Origin of the sequence: Faecalibacterium sp. i21-0019-B1 (assembly GCF_042852915.1) — a bacterium.
GTDB lineage: Bacteria > Bacillota > Clostridia > Oscillospirales > Ruminococcaceae > Faecalibacterium > Faecalibacterium taiwanense.
The window spans coordinates 960,475-977,256 of sequence record NZ_AP031425.1 but is presented as its reverse complement, the minus strand read 5'-3'; the positions used below and the strand labels follow the sequence as shown (position 1 = coordinate 977,256).

The following is a 16,782-nucleotide window of genomic DNA, read 5'->3' as shown; positions in this document are numbered from 1 at the left end:
TTACACTCCAAACACTGTTTTCGTCAGCCGGATACCTGCGGCCGTCTTCATCGTATGTTCCATAAAGGTTCGGATTGCCTGCTGGTCGTACCCGCTTTCGGACGCATTGACGATATAATCTGCCTCAATCAGAATCTGATAGTCAATGCCGTCGATCTGCGCCGGACTATGGTGGTGCCCTACCAGATAGGCCACACGGTCGATCTGTTCTGCTGTCATGCCGGTATCCGCCAAGAACTCCCGCACCAGCGGGGCACCCTCCTGCTCCTGATATTTACCATTGGTGTTGCCGTACTTTTTGCGGCAGAGCGGGCAGGCGATATCGTGGGTGATGGCCGCCACCTCCAGAATAAACTGCGTGTCTGCGTCCAGCCCCTCCAGCTCACCAATGGTTTTGGCATAGGTCCACACGCAGCTCAGGTGCGTGATGTCATGGATATTCCCTTCGGAAAAGGCGATCATCTTTTCCATGATCTGTGCAATGGTCATCATTTGTTTTCACTCCCGTTTTTAATACTTAAATGTTCACCTTGATAAACGCGAACTTATTCTTCAAATCTTTTATGACACTTTGGACATTCTTTAGGGATCGGCCTATAACCAACAAGCGAGCAACCGCAATAAGGACATTTCATCATGGTGAGATGATATACAATACCACCAACAACAACCATTGCACCGATTAGCAGGCATAGGTTTACTCTGTACTCCTTTGCCGTCATTGCTCCTATTACTGCGAGCAATATTCCTATCATCAAAATGATCCAAGAAATGGCAGCCTGCTTTTGTGGGCTATTGTTTTTCATATAATCACACTCCTCGTCAAGTTCCGATTCATAAAATCCCCGTCAGCGCCACTGCAACCAGAAGGGACGGCAGCAGGTTTGCCACCTTGATGGTTCTTGGCCACACCAGATTGATGCCCACACAAAAAATCAGAATATTTCCTACCAGCGAGAGATTGTTCAGCACAGCGTCCGTCATAAAGCCGGACAGCACTACCGCAAGAGCCGTCATGGCACCTTGCAGCACTGCCACCGGAATAAATGAAAACACGCAGCCCTTGCCCATGGAGGACGCCATGATGAGCACAATGATAAAGTCCAGAATCGCTTTTGCCACCAGCGTGGAATGGTCGCCGTAGATGCCATCCTGAATGGAGCCGATGACGGCCATGGCCCCGATGCTCACCGTCAGGGATGCCGACACGAAGCCGTTGACGAACTGGTTGTCGCCGTCACTGCCAGTCTTGTGTTTGAGCCACTCGCCAAAGCGTTCAAACTGTGCATCCAGATCAATAAGTTCACCCAGCAGCGCACCCAACGCCAGCGATAGAATCATGACCATAGAGCCACCGGTGCTCAAAGTTCCGTCTGGCCTAACCGTCAGTATCTTGGAGAGCGTTCCCGCCGCTCCCAGAAACACCACGGAAAAGCCCGTGGCTTTGATGATTGTATCCTGATAGCGCTCTTTCAGAAAGCGTTTGAACAGAATACCCAGCACACCGCCTATCACAATGGCCAGCGCATTGATGATCGTTCCCAATCCCCGCATTTTCGTTTTTCCTTTGCTTACTGGTTCCTGTATTTGTTTAAGACTTCATCCGGGATATGACAGTAGCTGCAATCTTCCGGGTACCGCTCCAGATGGTGCTGATGCTCCTCTGCACTCCGGACGTAATTCGTCAGCGGCAGCACTTCCACAACGATTTTATCCCGGTCCTTCCGGCTGTCAATAAAGGCTCTTGCTTCTTCCAGATGTCCGGGATTTGTGCTGTAAAGCCCCGTGCGATACTTTTTTCCAACATCAACGCCCTGTTTGTTCAGGCTGTACGGGTCGATGATTTCAAACAGATGCTCCATAAGCTCTGTAACACTGGTACATTTCTCATCAAAGACCACTTTAACGCACTCTGCGTATCCATCATACGGGCCGTCCAGCGTGTTTGTTGTTCCGTTGGCTCTCCCGGCTTCGGTCGTCCGTACACCGGGCACCGTGTCAAAAAAATGCTGGACGCCCCAAAGGCACCCGCCTGCAATGTATACCGTTTCCATACTCTTGACTTTCCTTCTTTTACTGGTACAGTTTGCATCCATGCTCTGTACTCCTTACGGTTTCCTTGCTAGCTGCAAATCGATCCATCATACCAACTCACAAAAAGTGCTTCCGCACCATTGCAGAGTAATTATCATATTGTTGAAAGCCATATCGCTCATAAAATTGGATCGTTTTAGGATCAGACGGCATAACTTTCACATACAGAAGCTTTTGATAGAAACTCATGATCCGTTTCATCCGCTCATCTCCAATGTACTGTCCCTGATAAGCAGGGTCCACCAAAAGATAATGCAAAAATGCGACTGTTTCTCCATCATCAAGCGCGCGAACCAGCCCGACCAGCTTATCACCATCCCACGCAGAAATAACTCGTGTGGAATTGTGCATCGCATGGACAAGTTTTTCTGGATAATTGCCGGATTCCCAGTGAACGGATAAAAACAGTTTCTGCAATTCATCGGCCGTGAAATCTTTTGTTTATTTATACTCGATTTCCATGATGCACCCCTTTATAACTTCCACAAATGCGAAGTTGTCTTACTTCTTGTCATTGAAGTAGATGATAAAAGCACCCATTACTGCAATAGCAATGAGCAATCCAAACTCAACCCAATTACCTAAAAGTTCAAGTCCTACGACCGTACCTAAATAACCAACAATCAATGTAACGATTGCTGCCAAAATCGCTTTACCCATATAATCACACTCCTTTGTCAAATTCCGATTTATCAAATAAGAATTTCCGTCAATTTTTCTCTTGATGCGGCTCGTTTCTAAGAGTAGGAACGAACTGTTCTGTTGCCGGAGACGGACCATTCGGGTCGGTCTCCGGCAGTATTTTTGTTATCGCGTATTAAAAAACAGCCGGAACGACTTTCTGCTGCGCTACATCGATGATGCCGTATGTATTCAGTCTGAGTTTGGGAATGACCGGAAGGCTGACGAAGGCGAGGGTCATAAAAATGCCGATGTCTTCCGCTACACCATGTGCCTTGAGGGCATCGTTCAGCGCCTGCATTTTCGCCGCAACGCTCTCTGCGCTTTCGGTGCTCATCAATCCGGCCACCGGAAGCGCAAGTTCTGCCACGACCTGTCCATCTGCCACAAACGCAAGTCCGCCTTTGTTTTTCCGCACAGTGTTGCCGGCCAGCATCATATCGGTATCGTTGTCCCCTGCCACGATCAGGTTATGGGAATCATGTGCGATGCTCGATGCAACGGCTCCGCATTTCAGGCTGAAGTTTCCTAAAAAGCCAATGCCCACATGGCCGGAGTGATGATGCCGCTCAAAAACGGCCAGTTTTACGATGTTGTGTTCCGGGTCCACACCGGGAGCTTTGCCCGGATGCCGTTGGAACGGGATGATTTTTTCCTCCGTAAGCAGCTCGCCCCGGTTCAGGCAGATGACACGCTCCTGCTCCCCGCTTTCCCGAAGTTCCAGGTCCTGCAGTGTGATCTCATCCAGATCAAAGGAATCCATAACGTGGGAAAATCTCACACGGTCGATGTCAAGCGGTGCGGGTTTCAGCGTTTTTCCGTGCTCGGCCACCAGCGTGCCATTCTTGTAAACCTGTTCGACCGTAAAGGATTCAAAATCCGATACTACAATGAGGTCGGCAGCATACCCCGGTGCTACGGCACCGCGCTGCTTGAACCCAAAATACTGTGCCGGGACCAGCGTTGCCATTTTGACGGCCACTGCTGGATCTGCGCCCAGCCGGATCGCTTTACGGATGTTGGAATCGATGTGGCCGCTGTCCAGCAGGTCACCGGGGTGCTTATCATCCGTCACCAGCATACAGCGGCTGCAATAGGGCTCCCGGAACAGCGGCATCAGGGCCTCCATATTTTTGGCAGCCGTTCCTTCCCGGATCATGATATATTGTCCGAGCCGGAATTTTTCCATGGCTTCCTCGATGTTGGAGCACTCGTGATCGGACTGAACGCCTGCCGCAATATAAGCATTCAGGTCCTTAGCGCTCAAAAGCGGCGCATGGCCATCCACGATCTTTCCCGCTTCGGTGCAGTCGCGGATCTTCTGCAGGATCTTCGGGTCACAGCGCACCGTTCCGTAGGCATTCATCAGTTCCGCAAGCCCCAGCACGCGGGGATTGCCGTAGTAAGGCCGCAGCTGTTCTGCGTTCAGCACCGCGCCGGATTCATCCAGATCCGTGGCCGGAACACAGGAGGGCAGCATGAAATAAACCGAAAGGGTCAGATTTTTTGTCGTTTCCAGCATAAAATCCAAGCCTTCCAGCCCCGCAACGTTCGAGATCTCGTGTGGGTCTGTGACCACCGCAGTGGTACCGTGGGGCAGCACTGCCTGCTCGAAAGCCGGACCACAGAGCATGGAGCTTTCGATGTGGATATGCCCATCGATCAGGCCCGGGCAGACATATTTGCCGTGCAGATCAACTTCTTTCCGGCCATGATACGTGCCCACGCCCACGATTGAATTTCCGCTGATGGCAATGTCAGCGGTGTCGATCTCATCGGTAAACACATTGACAATTCTGGCATTTTTCAAAACCAGATCAGCCAAAGCATCTCCTCTGCCTGCCGAGATCCGGCGTTTCAGTTCATCGGACTGCATAGAAACATCTCCTCTCTCTGAAGTTCGATTTTCTCACCTGTGGATTGGTTCTGCCATTATTCTACCACGCCTTGCCGCTGCGGAAAAGATGCCAGGAACAAAAATGGCCCCGGAAGGCTTGTTACAGCTCTCCGGGGCCACTTTATGTGCGTTGTGCCTTGGCGCAGACCGTCAGCACTCCACTGCCACCTTGATCACGCCGTCCCGTTTCTTTTCAAACAGCTCGTAGCCCTCTGCGATCCGGCGCAGGGGGTAGGTGTGGGTGATGAGCGGTTCGGTATCGATCTTGCCTTCTGCGATGAGACGCAGCGTTTCTTCACAATCGCAGCCGTCCACGCCGCCGGTCTTGAAGGTAAGGTTTTTGCCGTACATCTCCGGCAGCGGCAGGGTTTGTGCCTTGTCGTACAGTGCCACCACGGTCACGATGGCGTTGGGCCTTGCGCACTCCCACGCCAGCCGGAAGGTAGTGTCCGCCCCTGCCACTTCCAGCACCACATCTGCCCCGCCGTGGTCGCTGTTGGCGCGCACAAAGGTGGCGCAGTCCTCCGGCTGCACCGTGAGCACCTGCGGGTAGTGCTGACGGATGAACTGCAGGCGGCTTGCGTCCTTTTCACAGACGATGACGCGCTTGGGGCTGTGCAGCATGACGCACAGCAGCGTGCAGATGCCGGTCGGCCCTGCACCGAGGATCAGCACGGTATCCTCGGGGGTGATTTCCGAGATGCGTGCCGCCCAAAAGCCGGTGGCCAGCACATCGCCCACCAGCAGCGCCTGCCGATCGGTAACGCCGTCCGGGATCTTGTTCAGTCCCTGATCCGCAAAGGGCACCCGGACATACTCGGCCTGCCCGCCGTCGATGCGGCAGCCCAGCGCCCAGCCGCCGTTTTGATCGGTGCAGTTGTTCACAAAGCCTTTTTTGCAGAAAAAGCACTCTCCGCAGAAGGTCTCCACGTTCACCGTCACCCGGTCGCCGGGTTTCACATTGGTCACCGCACTGCCCACTTCTTCTACGATGCCCACCATCTCGTGCCCTACCGTGATGCCGGGCACCGCCCGGGGCACGCTGCCGTGCTTGATGTGCAGATCGCTGGAGCAGATGCTGGCAAGGGTCACCTTTACAATGGCGTCCCGCTCGTGCTGCAGCACCGGCTTTGGTTTTTCCATCAGGGCAAACGTTCCCTCTGAAACATAGGTATAGGTCAGCATGCTTTTTACCTCCATGCGCTTTGATCTTTCCGAACGGAGTATACCACGCAGCTATGGCAAAGAGCAAGCCGCAAAAGGCCCGCCCTTTGCGGCAGCTCTCCGCCGATCAGATCTTGGGCTGATACTGCATGCTGGATACATTGTAAATGGTAACAAAAGCCTTGGGGTCTTCCCGGTTGATAAAGTTCATCAGCTTCTGATATTCGCTCTTGTCCACGATGGTAATGATCTCGTTGTGCTTTTCCAGATTGTATGCACCGATGGCCTCGTACATGGTCGCACCGCTGTGCAGGTCATGGAGGATGAACTGACGCAGCGCCTCCTCTTTTTCGGTGATGATGCAGACGCGGCGTTTGATGCTGTTATCAAAGATGAAATGGTCCAGCACGATGCCGTTGAAGTAAGTACCGAGGATACTCAGCACCACGGTCTTTTTATCGTAGACCAGGGCCGCGGAAAGCGCCACACACATTCCCGACAGAGACATGGCTTTTCCCAATTCCATGTGCAGGTACTTGTTCATGATCTTTGCCACGATATCCAGCCCGCCGGAGGATGCATTGCGGTTGAACAAAATACTCAGCCCGATGCTGACCACCAGAATATAGCACAGCACGTCCAGCTCCTGACTGCCGGTCATCGAGCCGAGCTCCGGGAACAGCTTTTCAAACAGCCCCAGAAACACCGGCAGCAGCACACTGGTGTATACGGTCTTTGCGCCAAATTCTCTGCCGCAGGTAAAGAACCCGATGATGAGAAGCACGACGTTCAGGATCATCGTAATGACCGACAAGGGCAGCGGCACAAAATTGGACAGCACGATGCCAAGGCCGGAAATGCTGCTGACGGATGTATGGCTCGGCACCAGAAAAAAGAAAACGCCCGCCGCAATGATCGCCACCGCCCCGGTCAGGACTGCCGTCTCCCTCAGGACTGCGCCGGTCTTTCCTTTTACATCACTCATCTTTGTCCCCCTAAAATCAAATTTGTTTCACCGATCTCCTCATCTTTGTCGATGCGGACAAGGAGCTTACCGCCAAAGCGTTTGTATTCCATAGTGAAGTACCTCCATAAATTCCGAGTTGCTGTTCTCAGTATACCATGATTTTCCCTTGCGGAAAAGATAGCGAAACAAAAATGCCCCCGGAGGGCTTGTTGCGGCTCTCCGGGGGCATCTTATGTGCGTTGTGCTTTGGCGCACATGACCGGCGTTTTACTCGATTGCAATCAGATTCGGGTTCTCAGGCAAAGCCTTCGTCTGCTGAGGAGCAGGCAGCTCGACGTGCAGGACGCCATCCTCGAACTTTGCGTGGATGTCTTCCTTCTTCACATCGCCCACGTAGAAACTGCGCGCGCAGGTGCCGGAGAAGGATTCGCGCCGCAGATAGCGGCCCTTCTTATCCTTTTCATCGTTGCTGTGGCTGCGCACTGCCTGAATGGTCAGGTAGCCGTCGTTCAGATCCATCTGGACGTCTTCCTTCTTGCAGCCCGGCAGGTCAACAGCTACTTCGTAGCCATTGTCCGTCTGTTTGACATCGGTCTTCATCATGTTTGCACCACGCTTGCCAAAGGCGCCACGAGCCTCACGGTTCATAGCACGTTCCAGTGCAGCGTCATTCCAGAACGGATCGAAGAAATCATCGAACAGGTTTTCATGGAAAACAGTCGGCATAAGCATAAATCATTCCTCCAATCCCGGCGTTCGGGTCGGGGCAAAAAATCTGAAGCGTCCACTCGGAAAGGCTTTCCGGGGAGCCTAGCGGCTCTCCTCTTGCCCTTCCTCCTGAGCACGCCACTGTTATAGCACCGTTCATTAGCAGTGTCAATAGAAGAGTGCTAAAATTCATGAAAGAATAATACTTTTATAAAATCCTATGCAATCTTTTCAAAATTCAGTCGCATCATCGCATTTTATATCATCTTGGCAATCATGAAGCACAACAGCTCATATCCTTCCCGGATATCCTCCGGCAGACGTTTCAAAGTCTCGTCCCGCAGTTTCTGCGGCATCCCGTAAAAGGCTTCGGCAATGCCGCCGGTGATGCAGGCAAGAGTGTCGCTGTCGCCGCCCAGAGAAACTGCATTGCGAAGTGCATCCTCAAAACTGACGCTTTCCAGAAAAGCGATGATGGCTTCCGGCACAGTTTCCTGACAGGTCTCCACATGATGATAGGTCGGCCGAATTTCATCGCAGGTACGGTTTAGGTCATAACCGAAGGTCTGCTCCACATATTGTTTGATCTCCGGCTTGCTGTGGCCGGTACGGGCCAGAAAAATCACTGCCGCCGTGGCCTGCGCGCCTTTGATGCCCTCCGGGTGGTTGTGGGTGACTTCAGCGGTCACTTTTGCCATTTCCAACGTTTTGTCCAGCGTATCGAACAGCCAGCCCGCTGCCGACATCCGCATAGCCGAGCCGTTACCGAAACTGCCATAGGGATTCGGATTTTCTGCGTGCAGCCACCGGCGGAACATCCCGCCGTAACCGGCATGAGGGTATGCCCTGCCCCAGCGCCGCATTTCGTGCTGCACCTCGGCAAAGGTTTTCTGTGCATCTCCCTGCCCTGCCATCAAGCCCCGTGCCACCGCGACTGTCATGACCGTGTCATCGGTGAAGTGCGATTTCTCGCTCAGCAGCGGAAAATCCTTGTGCTTGTAATTGTTGTGGTCAAATTCATTAGAACAAACAGGATAACTATATCAGCAGGGACCTCCGGGCTCCTGCTTTCTTTCTGCTCTGCTGCGGTTTCGGGCATAATGCCGCAAAAAGCGTCATTCTTGAAAACTTTTTGCCACAAATTGCCAGATTTTACTTGACATTGTCCCTTTTAGGGTCTATAATGAAGGTGCAAGAAAACGCTATGACCCAAAACGGGTAGGAGGATAAGAATATGTTCAAGAAAATCGTGAAAGCTATCTCCGCCATTAAGACCGAGAACGACCGCGACGATTGCTACTGGCAGATTGACCGTGCGTTCGAGGAAGAGCGCATCTCCTTTGAGGACCACGAGCTCCTCTACGGTCTGGCCGGTATGGTCGAGGTTGCTTAATTTTTTTGCTTTCGTGTGTCCCTTTTAGGGACGTTAAGCAAGCAATAAGACCCGTTTCGGGTAGGAGGTTTTTTATGGAGCTCTACAAGTACACCGGCAGCGTTGCCGCCTTGACCGTTCGTTTCGGCAAGGCCGAGACCATCACCCTCTACGACAGCTACGACGACAGCGTCGCTCCGGTTCGTCTTGATGTGCGCGGTGCTCTGGCCGAGTACATCAAGGAAATCGAGAGCACGGACAGCGAGGAGCGGTACATGAATCTCGACTGGTACTACGACTTCAATATGCTGCTCCGGCGCATCGAGGTTCCGGGCGTCCCGTCCGAAAAGTTCCAGATGACCGGCGTTCCTGCCAAAGTCCTGACGCAGACCCGCAGCAATCCGGACGAGCTCGTCTGCTTCGGTTGCCCCGATTTCATCAACACGAGCAAGCCGGTCTCGATGGGTCAAGATGATTACCAGAACTTCCTCATGTGGAAGCGTGAGAACAGAGATTAAGGAGGTGCGCGTTATGACGCAGGTAAGGTATTTCGGGTTCGTCAAGGCCGAGGAGCCTTGGACGGGTAACCAGTTCAAGATGTACGCCGGAAAGAACGGCTCCACGTTTGGGAGCAAGGTTCCGGCCGGTTCTGTTGTGGAGTGCGGTTACAAGAGCATCAGCTCCGCCGACAGCGCAGCGAGAGAGTTGAAATCCCGCTGCGAGAAGATGGGTCGCAGGGTTTTCTGCTGGGGCTACGAGAGCGTCGCAGAGGCACGGTAAAGGAGGGTTCGTATGAAGTTTATCCACATTCGCAACCGTGCAGATGACCGCTATGTGCGGGAGGATAACGAGGTCTGCATCGAGCAACGCATGGTCCGCATCAACGGCCGCTTCTGCTGGCGGTGGTGTGTGTACGCCGACTGCGGTGGAAATGTCGTCGAGATGTTCAAAACCCTCAAGGCTGCAAAGGTCGCCTACTCCGATGTGCTCGCCTGATGATGGCCCTGTGGCAAAGGCCGAAACCATTTTGCCGTCTTTGGCAAGATGGTCGCGGGAGCCAAACCGCAAAGGAGTGTCAACTATGAAAACGAAGTCCTACAAGGCAACTTTCTTCCGCCACAATCCCCAGCTCAAGAATGGCGGTTACGTCACCGAGCGTAAGATTGAGGCCGTCTCGCTGCCCTCTGCTCGCAAAAGAGCCCGCGAGATTTCCGAGCACTGTGTATACGGCAGCATGGAGCTGCTCGACATCGAAATGGAGGCATAAGAGATATGACCGTTCTTGAGCGTTTGAAAGCTGCCGGGTATGACCCGGCGCTCTCCCTTTATCCTGATTCCGTCGGTTCTTCCGGTTCGATGGAGTGCGAGCGCATCGAGATTCGCACTTTCCGCTGCCGCCCCAGCGAGTTCCGGGAGGCTCTCGGGGTGACTGCAACGGCATTCACGCACTTCTCCGACGGTAGTGAGCGGCCGTACCCGGAAGGGTGGCAGAACGGCGACGCGGCCCGGGTCACTCTTTTCTTCGACGCAGCTCTTGGCTTTCACAATTTCGGGAGCGTCCAGACCGACTTTCGGTTCTGCGACAACGAGCTCCGTTACCGGCTCCTGAGCCGGTGCGTTCAGGACTGCAAGTATTTTCTTGGCCCGGGTTCCCGGTTCAGCAAGTACCTCTGGGGAGGCTCCGTTGCAAGTCACATCAAGGCTATGCACATCCTCTGGGACAGCTTTTCGCCGTCGCAAAAACCGGAGTGGACCTCTCTCGAGGATATTGAGGATTTCAGCAAGAAGATGATGGTGGAGGAGGTTTTCTGATATGGCTGCCGCGCGCTTCAAACTGTTCCTTGGCTGTCTCGGCAACGGGGTTACGGTCTGCAACTCCGCCGTGATGGAAAATGGCGATTTCAAGATGGTCGCTCACATCTCCCCCGAGGGCAAAATCACATGGTACGTCAGCGAGGACTATCCGCCTGCGGATGCTCTCGCGAGCATCCGGGCCTGCGCAGAACAGGAGCGGGCAAAGTACGAGAAATGGCTCAACAGCCTGTCTCCGGCCGCGCGCCGGGAGTACCAGCTTGAGCAGTTGCCGCTCCCCGAGTTGCTCGAGGAGCTCCGCAAGGCGAAAGAGGAAAGAGAGGGAGGCTAATGGCCCGCGATATTCACGATTACGACAGCCTCAAGGAGGCGTACAACGACCTGCTCATGTTCGAGCGGTTTCCCGGTCCGGTGCATAGTGAGTGTGTCGAGGAGTTCATCATCCAGCTCAAGCGCGACATCCGGGAGTATGTCAATCGGGATTCCGATTACCGCATCGTCCGCGACGAGCTCGATTCTTTCGTTGAGCTTGTTGAGCTGCCCGACTACACCGCAGACTATTCCGAGGAGCGGGCTCTCTTGTGGTTCAAGATGTACCGGTCCTACCGCCTTTTCGACGAGCTGGGCTGCGGCGGGCAGTTCTTCACCACCGGTGTCAAGCTCTTCCGCCGTCGCGGCCGCTGGTACGCCTATCATTTTGTTTCGGTCGATATGTAAGGAGGTTAGTATGGAAATAAATATCACATACAAAAGCCCGGAGCACGAGGCCGCGTTCCTGTCTGAGCTTCAGCGGATTCCGCACATCGTAAATCCAGAATCCGGGCGCATCAATCCGTATTGGGGCGCGTCCCTGTATCTGCTCTCCGCGCTCACGCGCTGGCCGGAGCTCCGTATTGCCGTCATCGGTGATGACTACATGGCGTTTGCGGCTGCAAAGGAGGCGTTCAATTTGAGCCAGAACGAGCGCATCGTCGTCGAGCTGGCCGCCAATTTCTACAACGCCGGTCTGTTTTGTATGCCGGGTTTCGAGATGGTCTACGCCACCTGCGACACGGCTTTCGCGCTCATTCTTGAGGCGTTCCGCCTGCGCCGTGCAAAGCTCTTTTACAAAGATGGGGAGGTGTCCGCAGAATGGGAAGAAAGAAAATGAGCCTCCGGCGCGCCGTCGCCATCCTGCGTCTTGTCGCTGCGGATGACCTGTCCTCCGGGCGGGCGATTGATGGACAGAACGAGGCCGCCGCCGTCGTGCTTGAAGATTACGAGAAAACAAAGAAAGAGCTCGCGGACTGGGAGAATGCTTCTCCAGAGGAGCTCGCCGATGTTATAGCCGGGATGTAAGGAGGTCTTTACCGTGGCCGCTGTCTATCGGACGTTGTACGAAAAATATGAGCAGAACGACGTTTTACACGTCGGGATTCAGGAGGTTGTCGAGGCCGAAAAGGAGATTGACACGTTTCTCAAGTCTCTCGACCGCAACCAGCGCGACCAGCTCGACACGCTGCTGGGGCGTCTGTCCCGCGCCTACGAGATGCAGGGCTTTCTTTTTGGAGGTCTTGCATCCGGTGCGAAGTGGAACGGCAAGACGGCTCCCGAACCGGGCGACGGCTACGGCAGGAGTGTCCGGGCTTATCATGGCTCAACACTTGCTCCGGTCTGCCAGATTGACCGCAAGACAAATCAGGTCATACATGAGTATCCGAGTATCGCTGCTGCCTCTCGTGCTACCGGTCTGGATGACAGCGCAATCGGAAAGGTATGCAAGGGAAAGTTACCCCATGCGGGCGGTTTTCTCTTTCGGTACATCGAGCAGTAAATCTTTCACAGGTACGCAAAAATATTTCAAGAAATTGCCATTTTGCTCTTGCTTTCCACGCGCTCGCGTGGTATAATATAGTCAGTTGAGGGGGCTGCTCCTCAATGAGTAAGGTGGCAAGGCCAGAAAGGAGAACATCATGGACGATATGAATCTCGGTGAGCTGTTGGTCGAAAAGACCGAGGAGAACCAGACCCGTAAGATTCTTGAAATTCTCGAAGGTTGCAAAGACCTCGAGGAGGCCAAGGAAAAAATCAAAGCCCTGCTCAACAAGTAAGCAGGGCTCTCCGATGAAGAACAAAGGCCGATGACGGCGGCCTGAGTTCTGAAACGCTGGGGGAGTGAGAAAACGGCTTGCAACGCCTCACTCCTCCGGCATTTTTATAATATCAGAATCAAGGGAGGATTTCAAGATGGTGTCTATGCCACTTACAGCTCGCATAATCTACCTGCGAGAGTCTCGTGGACTGAACCGCACCCGGTTGGCGCAGCTCTCCGGTGTCTCGCTGCGGACACTTGAGGACTGGGAGGCCGGTCGCCGTGTCCCGCGTGACGTTTACCAGATTCATGCCGTCGCCGCTGCGCTCGGCATGAGCATTGAGGATTATCTTGGGCTATAATGAATCAGGAGGCCCGGCGTTGTGCCGGGCCTCCTTTTTTGTTATTCGGGCATAAAGCCGTAACCGGCCTCAAATGCCGCTACTTCTCGGAGGTAGGCAACGCGGCCTGCTGCGCAGTCGATGGCGTCGCGCAATTCGCGGTTTTCCACCAGCTTGAGCAGCGCGGTGAGCGTGTCCTCTGCCTGCATGATTTCGCGGGTGTCCTGCGGGTTGACCTGCTCCATGTAGAGCTCATAAATAGACTGTTCCATGCTTGCCTCCTATGCCCGCCAGCGGTCGAGCCGCTGCCGCGCATACAGGATTTGCGCCGCGTGGTTCTTCCTGCTGCGGGTATTTCGGAGCAGCCAGTGTGATGGGAGGGCTGTTCGTGGTCCCCGTATAGCCCTCTCCATCACCTCCCTGTGGGCCGTCTCCCGCAGGCTGATTTTAACTTGCTGGCTATTTGCCGGTAGCTTTTCGGAGTGCTTTCTCCTGCGTTGAGCCGTAGAACGCCACGAGCACGGCTCCGGGGCCTCGATTTCGGGCTTTTGTGGTCTAGCCGTAAAGTTTGCCGCCAAGCCGCCACGACGCTTTGTGGGTCTCCGCAGGAGGCTTTCGTCACTTGCTGGGTCATCTCACGATTTCCGCCAGCCTCTCGATGGTAACATCTGTCTCGATGTACGGGCTGCTGCCGGTGTCGTCTGTGTAGGTTCCGGTTACACCATCCGCGCTTTTCCAAAGTATCAGGTTTTCCACCTTGCTGCTGTTGCCCTCGCTGAACTCCTCGACCTTGTATTCCGAAAGCGTGATGCCAAGCTCTGCCGCTTTGTCGAACACTGCCTGCGCCGTCTGCTCCGCCACTATCGGGAGATACAGGCCGCCAGAGGAAACGGTTCGGACGGTGAGCGTGTACTTGCTGCTGTAATAGAACGCATCAATCGACGATATGTAGGCCGCGCTTTCTTTGTCCAGCGCGTTCAGTGCGGTTTCTTCGAGGACGCTCCGGTTCGTCTCCGGCGTCGATACTCTGGTTGTGCCGGTTGTTCTCTTTCGGGGTGCTATAAGGTCGAATCCGCCAAAAAGCATGAACGCAAAGAACACAGCAACAGCGATGGCTATGACGTTCGCCTTTTTGTTCTGCTTTTTGCTCGGCTCCGCTGCCGGGTTTTCTTTTTTTGGCCGCTCCGGTTTCTGCTCCGGCGACGGCTCCTCTTTCACGCGGTCCGCAAAGCTCACTTTTTCTTTGTCATCGCCAAAGTATGCCCAAAAGCACTTTTCCCGTTCGTCCACATACAGGCGTGTCATGTACTTCCAGCCATGCTCTGTGTGGTATTTTCCTAGTACCTTTTTGTGCAGAACATCTATCACAGCGAATGTTCCGCTGTCCTCATCGTTCCGGGCGTTGTACGCTGTCTGGCACACGGCGTATCTTGAGCCGTCTGAAATGGAGGCCGCGTTTACAAAAGATTCTGTTTCGTACACAAGCTCCGGGGTGAATGAATCGTCCGTGATGTAGAATTGCTTTCCCCAAAAGCAAGCAATCTTGGAATCCCTGCTCATTACGAAGTTGATTTCGAGCGATGGCTTGTACGCGCACTGCTGTTTCAGCCTCTCCCGTACCTCGTCCATTGGGATGCTGGCCGGGTCTACGAATCGCGCGCCGCTACTTGTTACCCCCCCCCCGAACAGTTGTTCGTGGGTGAGGGACGCAGTTTTGTTACCCATAACTGTTGTCCTCCTGTCCTGTGTTGGTGGTCGTGCTTTTATGATAGCACCTAACAGGGACAATGGCAACGGCTTTCGCGCCAGCGATTGCAAAATCGCTGAGTATAGTATATTCTCTACTCTATTCTTCTTTACTCTACTCTACTTTGTAGATTGTTTCACCGGAAATAGCCGGAAATGCTGTTTTCAGTGTATATCCGCGCGGATATGTGCTCAAAACGGTATTTCCGCGCCGTTTTTCTGCGGTTATCCACGGAAATGATAGAAAATGTATCAAAAAGTGCATTTCTGCCCCGAAAATGTCTTTTTACCAGAATAACCGCGCCGGAAATGCCATTTTAAGTGCGTTTCCGGGGAAGATATTGCAAAAAACGGCAATAAAAAAAAAGAGCCTCCCGGCCCTCTTGTGCGAGGAATACCGGGAGGCTCGTGCTGTTATGTGGTAGCTGCTGGGGCGTCCTTAGTGAATCTGATTCTTGACGTTCTCGTAGGTCTTATCGCCCTCGATAGCGGCCTGCGTGAAGGAGTTGTTGTACCACCAGTTAATCAGGGCCGTAACGGTGGTGATGCCCGTGGAGACGAGCTGTTCCACGGTGCTGCTCTCGATGGGCAGCGGAGACTTGCCGAACGCGCTCAAAATCTGGTTTGCCAGAGCCAGCAGCAGAGCAGCAGTACGGGCGATAGTGGCGGCGGAAACTTTGTTATTGTACTTCATAATAGCGTTCTCCTCTCATTCGACAATAGATTTGATTCCGCAGCGGGAAACGACTTCCCGCTGTGCGTGTTTGACCTTAGAGGCGTAGTCCAAGGCTGCGTGCATATCACCATTGCAGTGCGCGTCAGGGATGCGCTGAACTGCCTTTGCGGTAGCCTCGCCGAGGGCGATGGCGGCGAGAGAAGTTTCATAGATGCAGATTTGCAGCTCCTCTCTGCTCTTTTCGCGCTGGGCTTCAATGTTCTCGCGCTTCTTGGCTTCTTCGGCTCGCTTTCTCTCGTGCTGCTCGATTTTGCGTTCAATCAGCCAGACAGCAAAGCCAAAGATTCCAGACGGCACTCCAACGGTGACGAGAATTTGCCATGTTTCCACTGGTATCACCTCCTCCCTCACAGATATTTGTCTGCGCCTGACAGGGCAGTCCAGCTCTTGGGGCCGCAAATGCCATCAGGGACGAGGCCGTGCTTACGCTGGGCCGTCATCAGTGCCTTTGTGGTAGCCGGGCCAAAACTGCCGTCGTGCGGGATGCCGAGGAGCCGCTGCAGCATAACCGTAGCTGCGCGGTTAGCGGCTCCCTCGCAACCCTGCTCGATGGTCGGCAGGACAAACTTATTGTAGGTGGTGCTGGGATACACGCCGGGCTGGACGCAAAGCCATGTAGCCTTGCCTCCGCGCGTGTCGGTGTGGACAATGGCGGCCTTGTCGTGCCAGTAGATGCCAACCGCGCCAAAGCCCTGTGCGGCCGCGATGATACCGAGGGCAACGGGGTTTACGCTCCGGTCCTTCGTGCGCCAGTCGGCCGCAATGCCGTAGAGGTGGCGGCTCGTCCGGCTGCCGCCGACTTTCGGGTCTGCGTTGTGCTTCACGCACCGGTAGCCCGAAGTAACCTTGATGGCCTTGCCGAGCTTGGTGCGGATGGTCTGCATCTTCTGGACGAGCTCCGGGTCAATCATCTGCGCCGTGCATCCGCACGGGCAGGCAAACTCGTGCCGCTCGAAGTCTGTGGTGATTTTCGTGTGGTCGTTCGGCTTAAAGGTAATTACGCTCATTCTCGACGTCTCCTTTGTCGGTCTGTTTGAGTACGGAAAATTCTGCGTGTACCACCGCGCGGGCTGCTCCGTAGCCCTCCGGCTCCCCGCAGTTCGTTTCGAGGGAGTATTCCTCCCACCGGTCGAGCAGCTTAACGGTGGCCGTCAAAAGCTGTTCGAGCCTCTCCTCGCGGTTCATTGGCGGCT

29 protein-coding genes and 1 pseudogene are annotated in these 16,782 nt (G+C 54.1%); 13 read left to right on the top strand and 17 right to left on the bottom strand.

Going from position 1 to position 16,782, the window contains the following annotated elements; genetic code table 11:
- The 11 genes and pseudogenes from ACGHP1_RS04790 to ACGHP1_RS04740 all read right to left on the bottom strand — a co-directional run.
- A complete protein-coding gene (locus ACGHP1_RS04790; protein ID WP_005922554.1) occupies window positions 1-492 on the bottom strand; it encodes an HD domain-containing protein in 492 nt (163 codons plus the stop codon).
- A 53-nt stretch (window positions 493-545) separates the two neighbouring features.
- On the bottom strand, window positions 546-806 hold the full coding sequence (locus ACGHP1_RS04785) for a hypothetical protein (protein ID WP_097782054.1): 261 nt from the start codon (window positions 804-806) through the stop codon (window positions 546-548).
- A gap of 28 nt (window positions 807-834) precedes the next feature.
- Window positions 835-1,554 (bottom strand): DUF554 domain-containing protein, encoded by a 720-nt coding sequence (locus ACGHP1_RS04780; RefSeq protein WP_097774715.1) that lies wholly within the window; start codon window positions 1,552-1,554, stop codon window positions 835-837.
- A 17-nt stretch (window positions 1,555-1,571) separates the two neighbouring features.
- Window positions 1,572-2,054, bottom strand: coding sequence for a peptide-methionine (S)-S-oxide reductase (locus tag ACGHP1_RS04775; RefSeq protein ID WP_097774964.1), 483 nt, complete (start codon window positions 2,052-2,054; stop codon window positions 1,572-1,574).
- 97 nt (window positions 2,055-2,151) lie between these two features.
- Window positions 2,152-2,511, bottom strand: coding sequence for a GNAT family N-acetyltransferase (locus ACGHP1_RS04770; RefSeq protein WP_242959917.1), 360 nt, complete (start codon window positions 2,509-2,511; stop codon window positions 2,152-2,154).
- Window positions 2,512-2,595: 84 nt separating this feature from the next.
- On the bottom strand, window positions 2,596-2,754 hold the full coding sequence (locus ACGHP1_RS04765; protein WP_097774963.1) for a binding-protein-dependent transport permease: 159 nt from the start codon (window positions 2,752-2,754) through the stop codon (window positions 2,596-2,598).
- Between the two features lie 157 nt (window positions 2,755-2,911).
- Window positions 2,912-4,651, bottom strand: a complete 1,740-nt coding sequence (ade, locus tag ACGHP1_RS04760; protein ID WP_390508088.1) for an adenine deaminase — start codon at window positions 4,649-4,651, stop codon at window positions 2,912-2,914.
- A 171-nt stretch (window positions 4,652-4,822) separates the two neighbouring features.
- Entirely contained in the window at window positions 4,823-5,857 is a 1,035-nt protein-coding gene (locus tag ACGHP1_RS04755; RefSeq protein ID WP_390508086.1) for an alcohol dehydrogenase, read from the bottom strand.
- 106 nt (window positions 5,858-5,963) lie between these two features.
- Window positions 5,964-6,821: a YitT family protein gene (locus ACGHP1_RS04750; protein WP_390508084.1), complete on the bottom strand. Its 858-nt coding sequence runs from the start codon at window positions 6,819-6,821 to the stop codon at window positions 5,964-5,966.
- A 249-nt stretch (window positions 6,822-7,070) separates the two neighbouring features.
- Window positions 7,071-7,535, bottom strand: coding sequence for an Hsp20/alpha crystallin family protein (locus ACGHP1_RS04745; RefSeq protein WP_120080753.1), 465 nt, complete (start codon window positions 7,533-7,535; stop codon window positions 7,071-7,073).
- Window positions 7,536-7,768: 233 nt separating this feature from the next.
- Window positions 7,769-8,542: pseudogene (locus ACGHP1_RS04740) on the bottom strand (ADP-ribosylglycohydrolase family protein); the annotation flags it as partial.
- A gap of 203 nt (window positions 8,543-8,745) precedes the next feature.
- Here ACGHP1_RS04740 and ACGHP1_RS04735 point away from each other — a divergent pair.
- The 13 genes from ACGHP1_RS04735 to ACGHP1_RS04675 all read left to right on the top strand — a co-directional run bounded on the left by ACGHP1_RS04735 (window position 8,746) and on the right by ACGHP1_RS04675 (window position 13,128).
- Window positions 8,746-8,904: a hypothetical protein gene (locus tag ACGHP1_RS04735; protein ID WP_390508082.1), complete on the top strand. Its 159-nt coding sequence runs from the start codon at window positions 8,746-8,748 to the stop codon at window positions 8,902-8,904.
- Window positions 8,905-8,978: 74 nt separating this feature from the next.
- Window positions 8,979-9,401 carry a hypothetical protein gene (locus ACGHP1_RS04730; RefSeq protein ID WP_238077750.1) on the top strand — a complete coding sequence of 141 codons (423 nt, stop codon included), beginning with the start codon at window positions 8,979-8,981 and terminating at the stop codon, window positions 9,399-9,401.
- Between the two features lie 13 nt (window positions 9,402-9,414).
- The gene (locus ACGHP1_RS04725) at window positions 9,415-9,663 is read left to right on the top strand and encodes a hypothetical protein (RefSeq protein WP_156070543.1); all 249 of its coding nucleotides are present in this window, start codon (window positions 9,415-9,417) and stop codon (window positions 9,661-9,663) included.
- Between the two features lie 12 nt (window positions 9,664-9,675).
- The gene (locus ACGHP1_RS04720) at window positions 9,676-9,879 is read left to right on the top strand and encodes a hypothetical protein (RefSeq protein ID WP_390508079.1); all 204 of its coding nucleotides are present in this window, start codon (window positions 9,676-9,678) and stop codon (window positions 9,877-9,879) included.
- 85 nt (window positions 9,880-9,964) lie between these two features.
- Complete coding sequence (locus ACGHP1_RS04715; RefSeq protein WP_390508076.1) at window positions 9,965-10,150, top strand: hypothetical protein; 186 nt, start codon at window positions 9,965-9,967, stop codon at window positions 10,148-10,150.
- A gap of 5 nt (window positions 10,151-10,155) precedes the next feature.
- Window positions 10,156-10,695, top strand: coding sequence for an LPD11 domain-containing protein (locus ACGHP1_RS04710; protein WP_390508074.1), 540 nt, complete (start codon window positions 10,156-10,158; stop codon window positions 10,693-10,695).
- Between the two features lies 1 nt (window position 10,696).
- A complete protein-coding gene (locus tag ACGHP1_RS04705) occupies window positions 10,697-11,026 on the top strand; it encodes a hypothetical protein (protein ID WP_390508072.1) in 330 nt (109 codons plus the stop codon).
- Window positions 11,026-11,412 carry a hypothetical protein gene (locus ACGHP1_RS04700; protein WP_390508070.1) on the top strand — a complete coding sequence of 129 codons (387 nt, stop codon included), beginning with the start codon at window positions 11,026-11,028 and terminating at the stop codon, window positions 11,410-11,412. The genes ACGHP1_RS04705 and ACGHP1_RS04700 overlap by 1 nt, the downstream gene beginning before the upstream one ends.
- Before the next feature lie 10 nt (window positions 11,413-11,422).
- Entirely contained in the window at window positions 11,423-11,845 is a 423-nt protein-coding gene (locus tag ACGHP1_RS04695; RefSeq protein ID WP_390508068.1) for a hypothetical protein, read from the top strand.
- The gene (locus ACGHP1_RS04690; RefSeq protein ID WP_390508066.1) at window positions 11,827-12,033 is read left to right on the top strand and encodes a hypothetical protein; all 207 of its coding nucleotides are present in this window, start codon (window positions 11,827-11,829) and stop codon (window positions 12,031-12,033) included. The genes ACGHP1_RS04695 and ACGHP1_RS04690 overlap by 19 nt, the downstream gene beginning before the upstream one ends.
- Before the next feature lie 13 nt (window positions 12,034-12,046).
- Window positions 12,047-12,508, top strand: a complete 462-nt coding sequence (locus tag ACGHP1_RS04685; protein ID WP_249233306.1) for a hypothetical protein — start codon at window positions 12,047-12,049, stop codon at window positions 12,506-12,508.
- Between the two features lie 139 nt (window positions 12,509-12,647).
- A complete protein-coding gene (locus ACGHP1_RS04680) occupies window positions 12,648-12,785 on the top strand; it encodes a protein phosphatase (RefSeq protein ID WP_117504958.1) in 138 nt (45 codons plus the stop codon).
- A gap of 136 nt (window positions 12,786-12,921) precedes the next feature.
- Window positions 12,922-13,128, top strand: a complete 207-nt coding sequence (locus tag ACGHP1_RS04675; RefSeq protein ID WP_117535154.1) for a helix-turn-helix transcriptional regulator — start codon at window positions 12,922-12,924, stop codon at window positions 13,126-13,128.
- Window positions 13,129-13,169: 41 nt separating this feature from the next.
- Here the strand turns inward: ACGHP1_RS04675 and ACGHP1_RS04670 are convergent, their stop codons facing one another.
- From ACGHP1_RS04670 to ACGHP1_RS04645, 6 genes are all read right to left on the bottom strand, one after another.
- Window positions 13,170-13,379, bottom strand: coding sequence for a hypothetical protein (locus tag ACGHP1_RS04670; protein ID WP_390508063.1), 210 nt, complete (start codon window positions 13,377-13,379; stop codon window positions 13,170-13,172).
- Between the two features lie 358 nt (window positions 13,380-13,737).
- Window positions 13,738-14,832: a hypothetical protein gene (locus ACGHP1_RS04665; RefSeq protein WP_390556613.1), complete on the bottom strand. Its 1,095-nt coding sequence runs from the start codon at window positions 14,830-14,832 to the stop codon at window positions 13,738-13,740.
- A gap of 460 nt (window positions 14,833-15,292) precedes the next feature.
- On the bottom strand, window positions 15,293-15,547 hold the full coding sequence (locus tag ACGHP1_RS04660) for a phage holin (RefSeq protein WP_390508059.1): 255 nt from the start codon (window positions 15,545-15,547) through the stop codon (window positions 15,293-15,295).
- A gap of 15 nt (window positions 15,548-15,562) precedes the next feature.
- Window positions 15,563-15,919, bottom strand: a complete 357-nt coding sequence (locus ACGHP1_RS04655) for a serine/threonine protein kinase (RefSeq protein WP_270478454.1) — start codon at window positions 15,917-15,919, stop codon at window positions 15,563-15,565.
- Window positions 15,920-15,936: 17 nt separating this feature from the next.
- The gene (locus tag ACGHP1_RS04650; RefSeq protein WP_270478456.1) at window positions 15,937-16,596 is read right to left on the bottom strand and encodes a D-Ala-D-Ala carboxypeptidase family metallohydrolase; all 660 of its coding nucleotides are present in this window, start codon (window positions 16,594-16,596) and stop codon (window positions 15,937-15,939) included.
- Window positions 16,577-16,774: a hypothetical protein gene (locus ACGHP1_RS04645; RefSeq protein WP_186850564.1), complete on the bottom strand. Its 198-nt coding sequence runs from the start codon at window positions 16,772-16,774 to the stop codon at window positions 16,577-16,579. The genes ACGHP1_RS04650 and ACGHP1_RS04645 overlap by 20 nt, the downstream gene beginning before the upstream one ends.
- Between the last annotated feature and the right edge of the window lie 8 nt (window positions 16,775-16,782).

Excerpts from the sequence above, each read along its gene's own strand:
- ACGHP1_RS04790 (WP_005922554.1), bottom strand. The coding sequence starts at position 492 with ATGATGACCATTGCACAGATCATGGAAAAGATGATCGCCTTTTCCGAA.
- ACGHP1_RS04785 (WP_097782054.1), bottom strand. The coding sequence starts at position 806 with ATGAAAAACAATAGCCCACAAAAGCAGGCTGCCATTTCTTGGATCATT.
- ACGHP1_RS04780 (WP_097774715.1), bottom strand. The coding sequence starts at position 1,554 with ATGCGGGGATTGGGAACGATCATCAATGCGCTGGCCATTGTGATAGGC.
- ACGHP1_RS04775 (WP_097774964.1), bottom strand. The coding sequence starts at position 2,054 with ATGGAAACGGTATACATTGCAGGCGGGTGCCTTTGGGGCGTCCAGCAT.
- ACGHP1_RS04765 (WP_097774963.1), bottom strand. The coding sequence starts at position 2,754 with ATGGGTAAAGCGATTTTGGCAGCAATCGTTACATTGATTGTTGGTTAT.
- ade (WP_390508088.1), bottom strand. The coding sequence starts at position 4,651 with ATGCAGTCCGATGAACTGAAACGCCGGATCTCGGCAGGCAGAGGAGAT.
- ACGHP1_RS04755 (WP_390508086.1), bottom strand. The coding sequence starts at position 5,857 with ATGCTGACCTATACCTATGTTTCAGAGGGAACGTTTGCCCTGATGGAA.
- ACGHP1_RS04750 (WP_390508084.1), bottom strand. The coding sequence starts at position 6,821 with ATGAGTGATGTAAAAGGAAAGACCGGCGCAGTCCTGAGGGAGACGGCA.
- ACGHP1_RS04745 (WP_120080753.1), bottom strand. The coding sequence starts at position 7,535 with ATGCTTATGCCGACTGTTTTCCATGAAAACCTGTTCGATGATTTCTTC.
- ACGHP1_RS04735 (WP_390508082.1), top strand. The coding sequence starts at position 8,746 with ATGTTCAAGAAAATCGTGAAAGCTATCTCCGCCATTAAGACCGAGAAC.
- ACGHP1_RS04730 (WP_238077750.1), top strand. The coding sequence starts at position 8,979 with ATGGAGCTCTACAAGTACACCGGCAGCGTTGCCGCCTTGACCGTTCGT.
- ACGHP1_RS04725 (WP_156070543.1), top strand. The coding sequence starts at position 9,415 with ATGACGCAGGTAAGGTATTTCGGGTTCGTCAAGGCCGAGGAGCCTTGG.
- ACGHP1_RS04720 (WP_390508079.1), top strand. The coding sequence starts at position 9,676 with ATGAAGTTTATCCACATTCGCAACCGTGCAGATGACCGCTATGTGCGG.
- ACGHP1_RS04715 (WP_390508076.1), top strand. The coding sequence starts at position 9,965 with ATGAAAACGAAGTCCTACAAGGCAACTTTCTTCCGCCACAATCCCCAG.
- ACGHP1_RS04710 (WP_390508074.1), top strand. The coding sequence starts at position 10,156 with ATGACCGTTCTTGAGCGTTTGAAAGCTGCCGGGTATGACCCGGCGCTC.
- ACGHP1_RS04705 (WP_390508072.1), top strand. The coding sequence starts at position 10,697 with ATGGCTGCCGCGCGCTTCAAACTGTTCCTTGGCTGTCTCGGCAACGGG.
- ACGHP1_RS04700 (WP_390508070.1), top strand. The coding sequence starts at position 11,026 with ATGGCCCGCGATATTCACGATTACGACAGCCTCAAGGAGGCGTACAAC.
- ACGHP1_RS04695 (WP_390508068.1), top strand. The coding sequence starts at position 11,423 with ATGGAAATAAATATCACATACAAAAGCCCGGAGCACGAGGCCGCGTTC.
- ACGHP1_RS04690 (WP_390508066.1), top strand. The coding sequence starts at position 11,827 with ATGGGAAGAAAGAAAATGAGCCTCCGGCGCGCCGTCGCCATCCTGCGT.
- ACGHP1_RS04680 (WP_117504958.1), top strand. The coding sequence starts at position 12,648 with ATGGACGATATGAATCTCGGTGAGCTGTTGGTCGAAAAGACCGAGGAG.
- ACGHP1_RS04675 (WP_117535154.1), top strand. The coding sequence starts at position 12,922 with ATGGTGTCTATGCCACTTACAGCTCGCATAATCTACCTGCGAGAGTCT.
- ACGHP1_RS04670 (WP_390508063.1), bottom strand. The coding sequence starts at position 13,379 with ATGGAACAGTCTATTTATGAGCTCTACATGGAGCAGGTCAACCCGCAG.
- ACGHP1_RS04665 (WP_390556613.1), bottom strand. The coding sequence starts at position 14,832 with ATGGGTAACAAAACTGCGTCCCTCACCCACGAACAACTGTTCGGGGGG.
- ACGHP1_RS04660 (WP_390508059.1), bottom strand. The coding sequence starts at position 15,547 with ATGAAGTACAATAACAAAGTTTCCGCCGCCACTATCGCCCGTACTGCT.
- ACGHP1_RS04650 (WP_270478456.1), bottom strand. The coding sequence starts at position 16,596 with ATGAGCGTAATTACCTTTAAGCCGAACGACCACACGAAAATCACCACA.
- ACGHP1_RS04645 (WP_186850564.1), bottom strand. The coding sequence starts at position 16,774 with ATGAACCGCGAGGAGAGGCTCGAACAGCTTTTGACGGCCACCGTTAAG.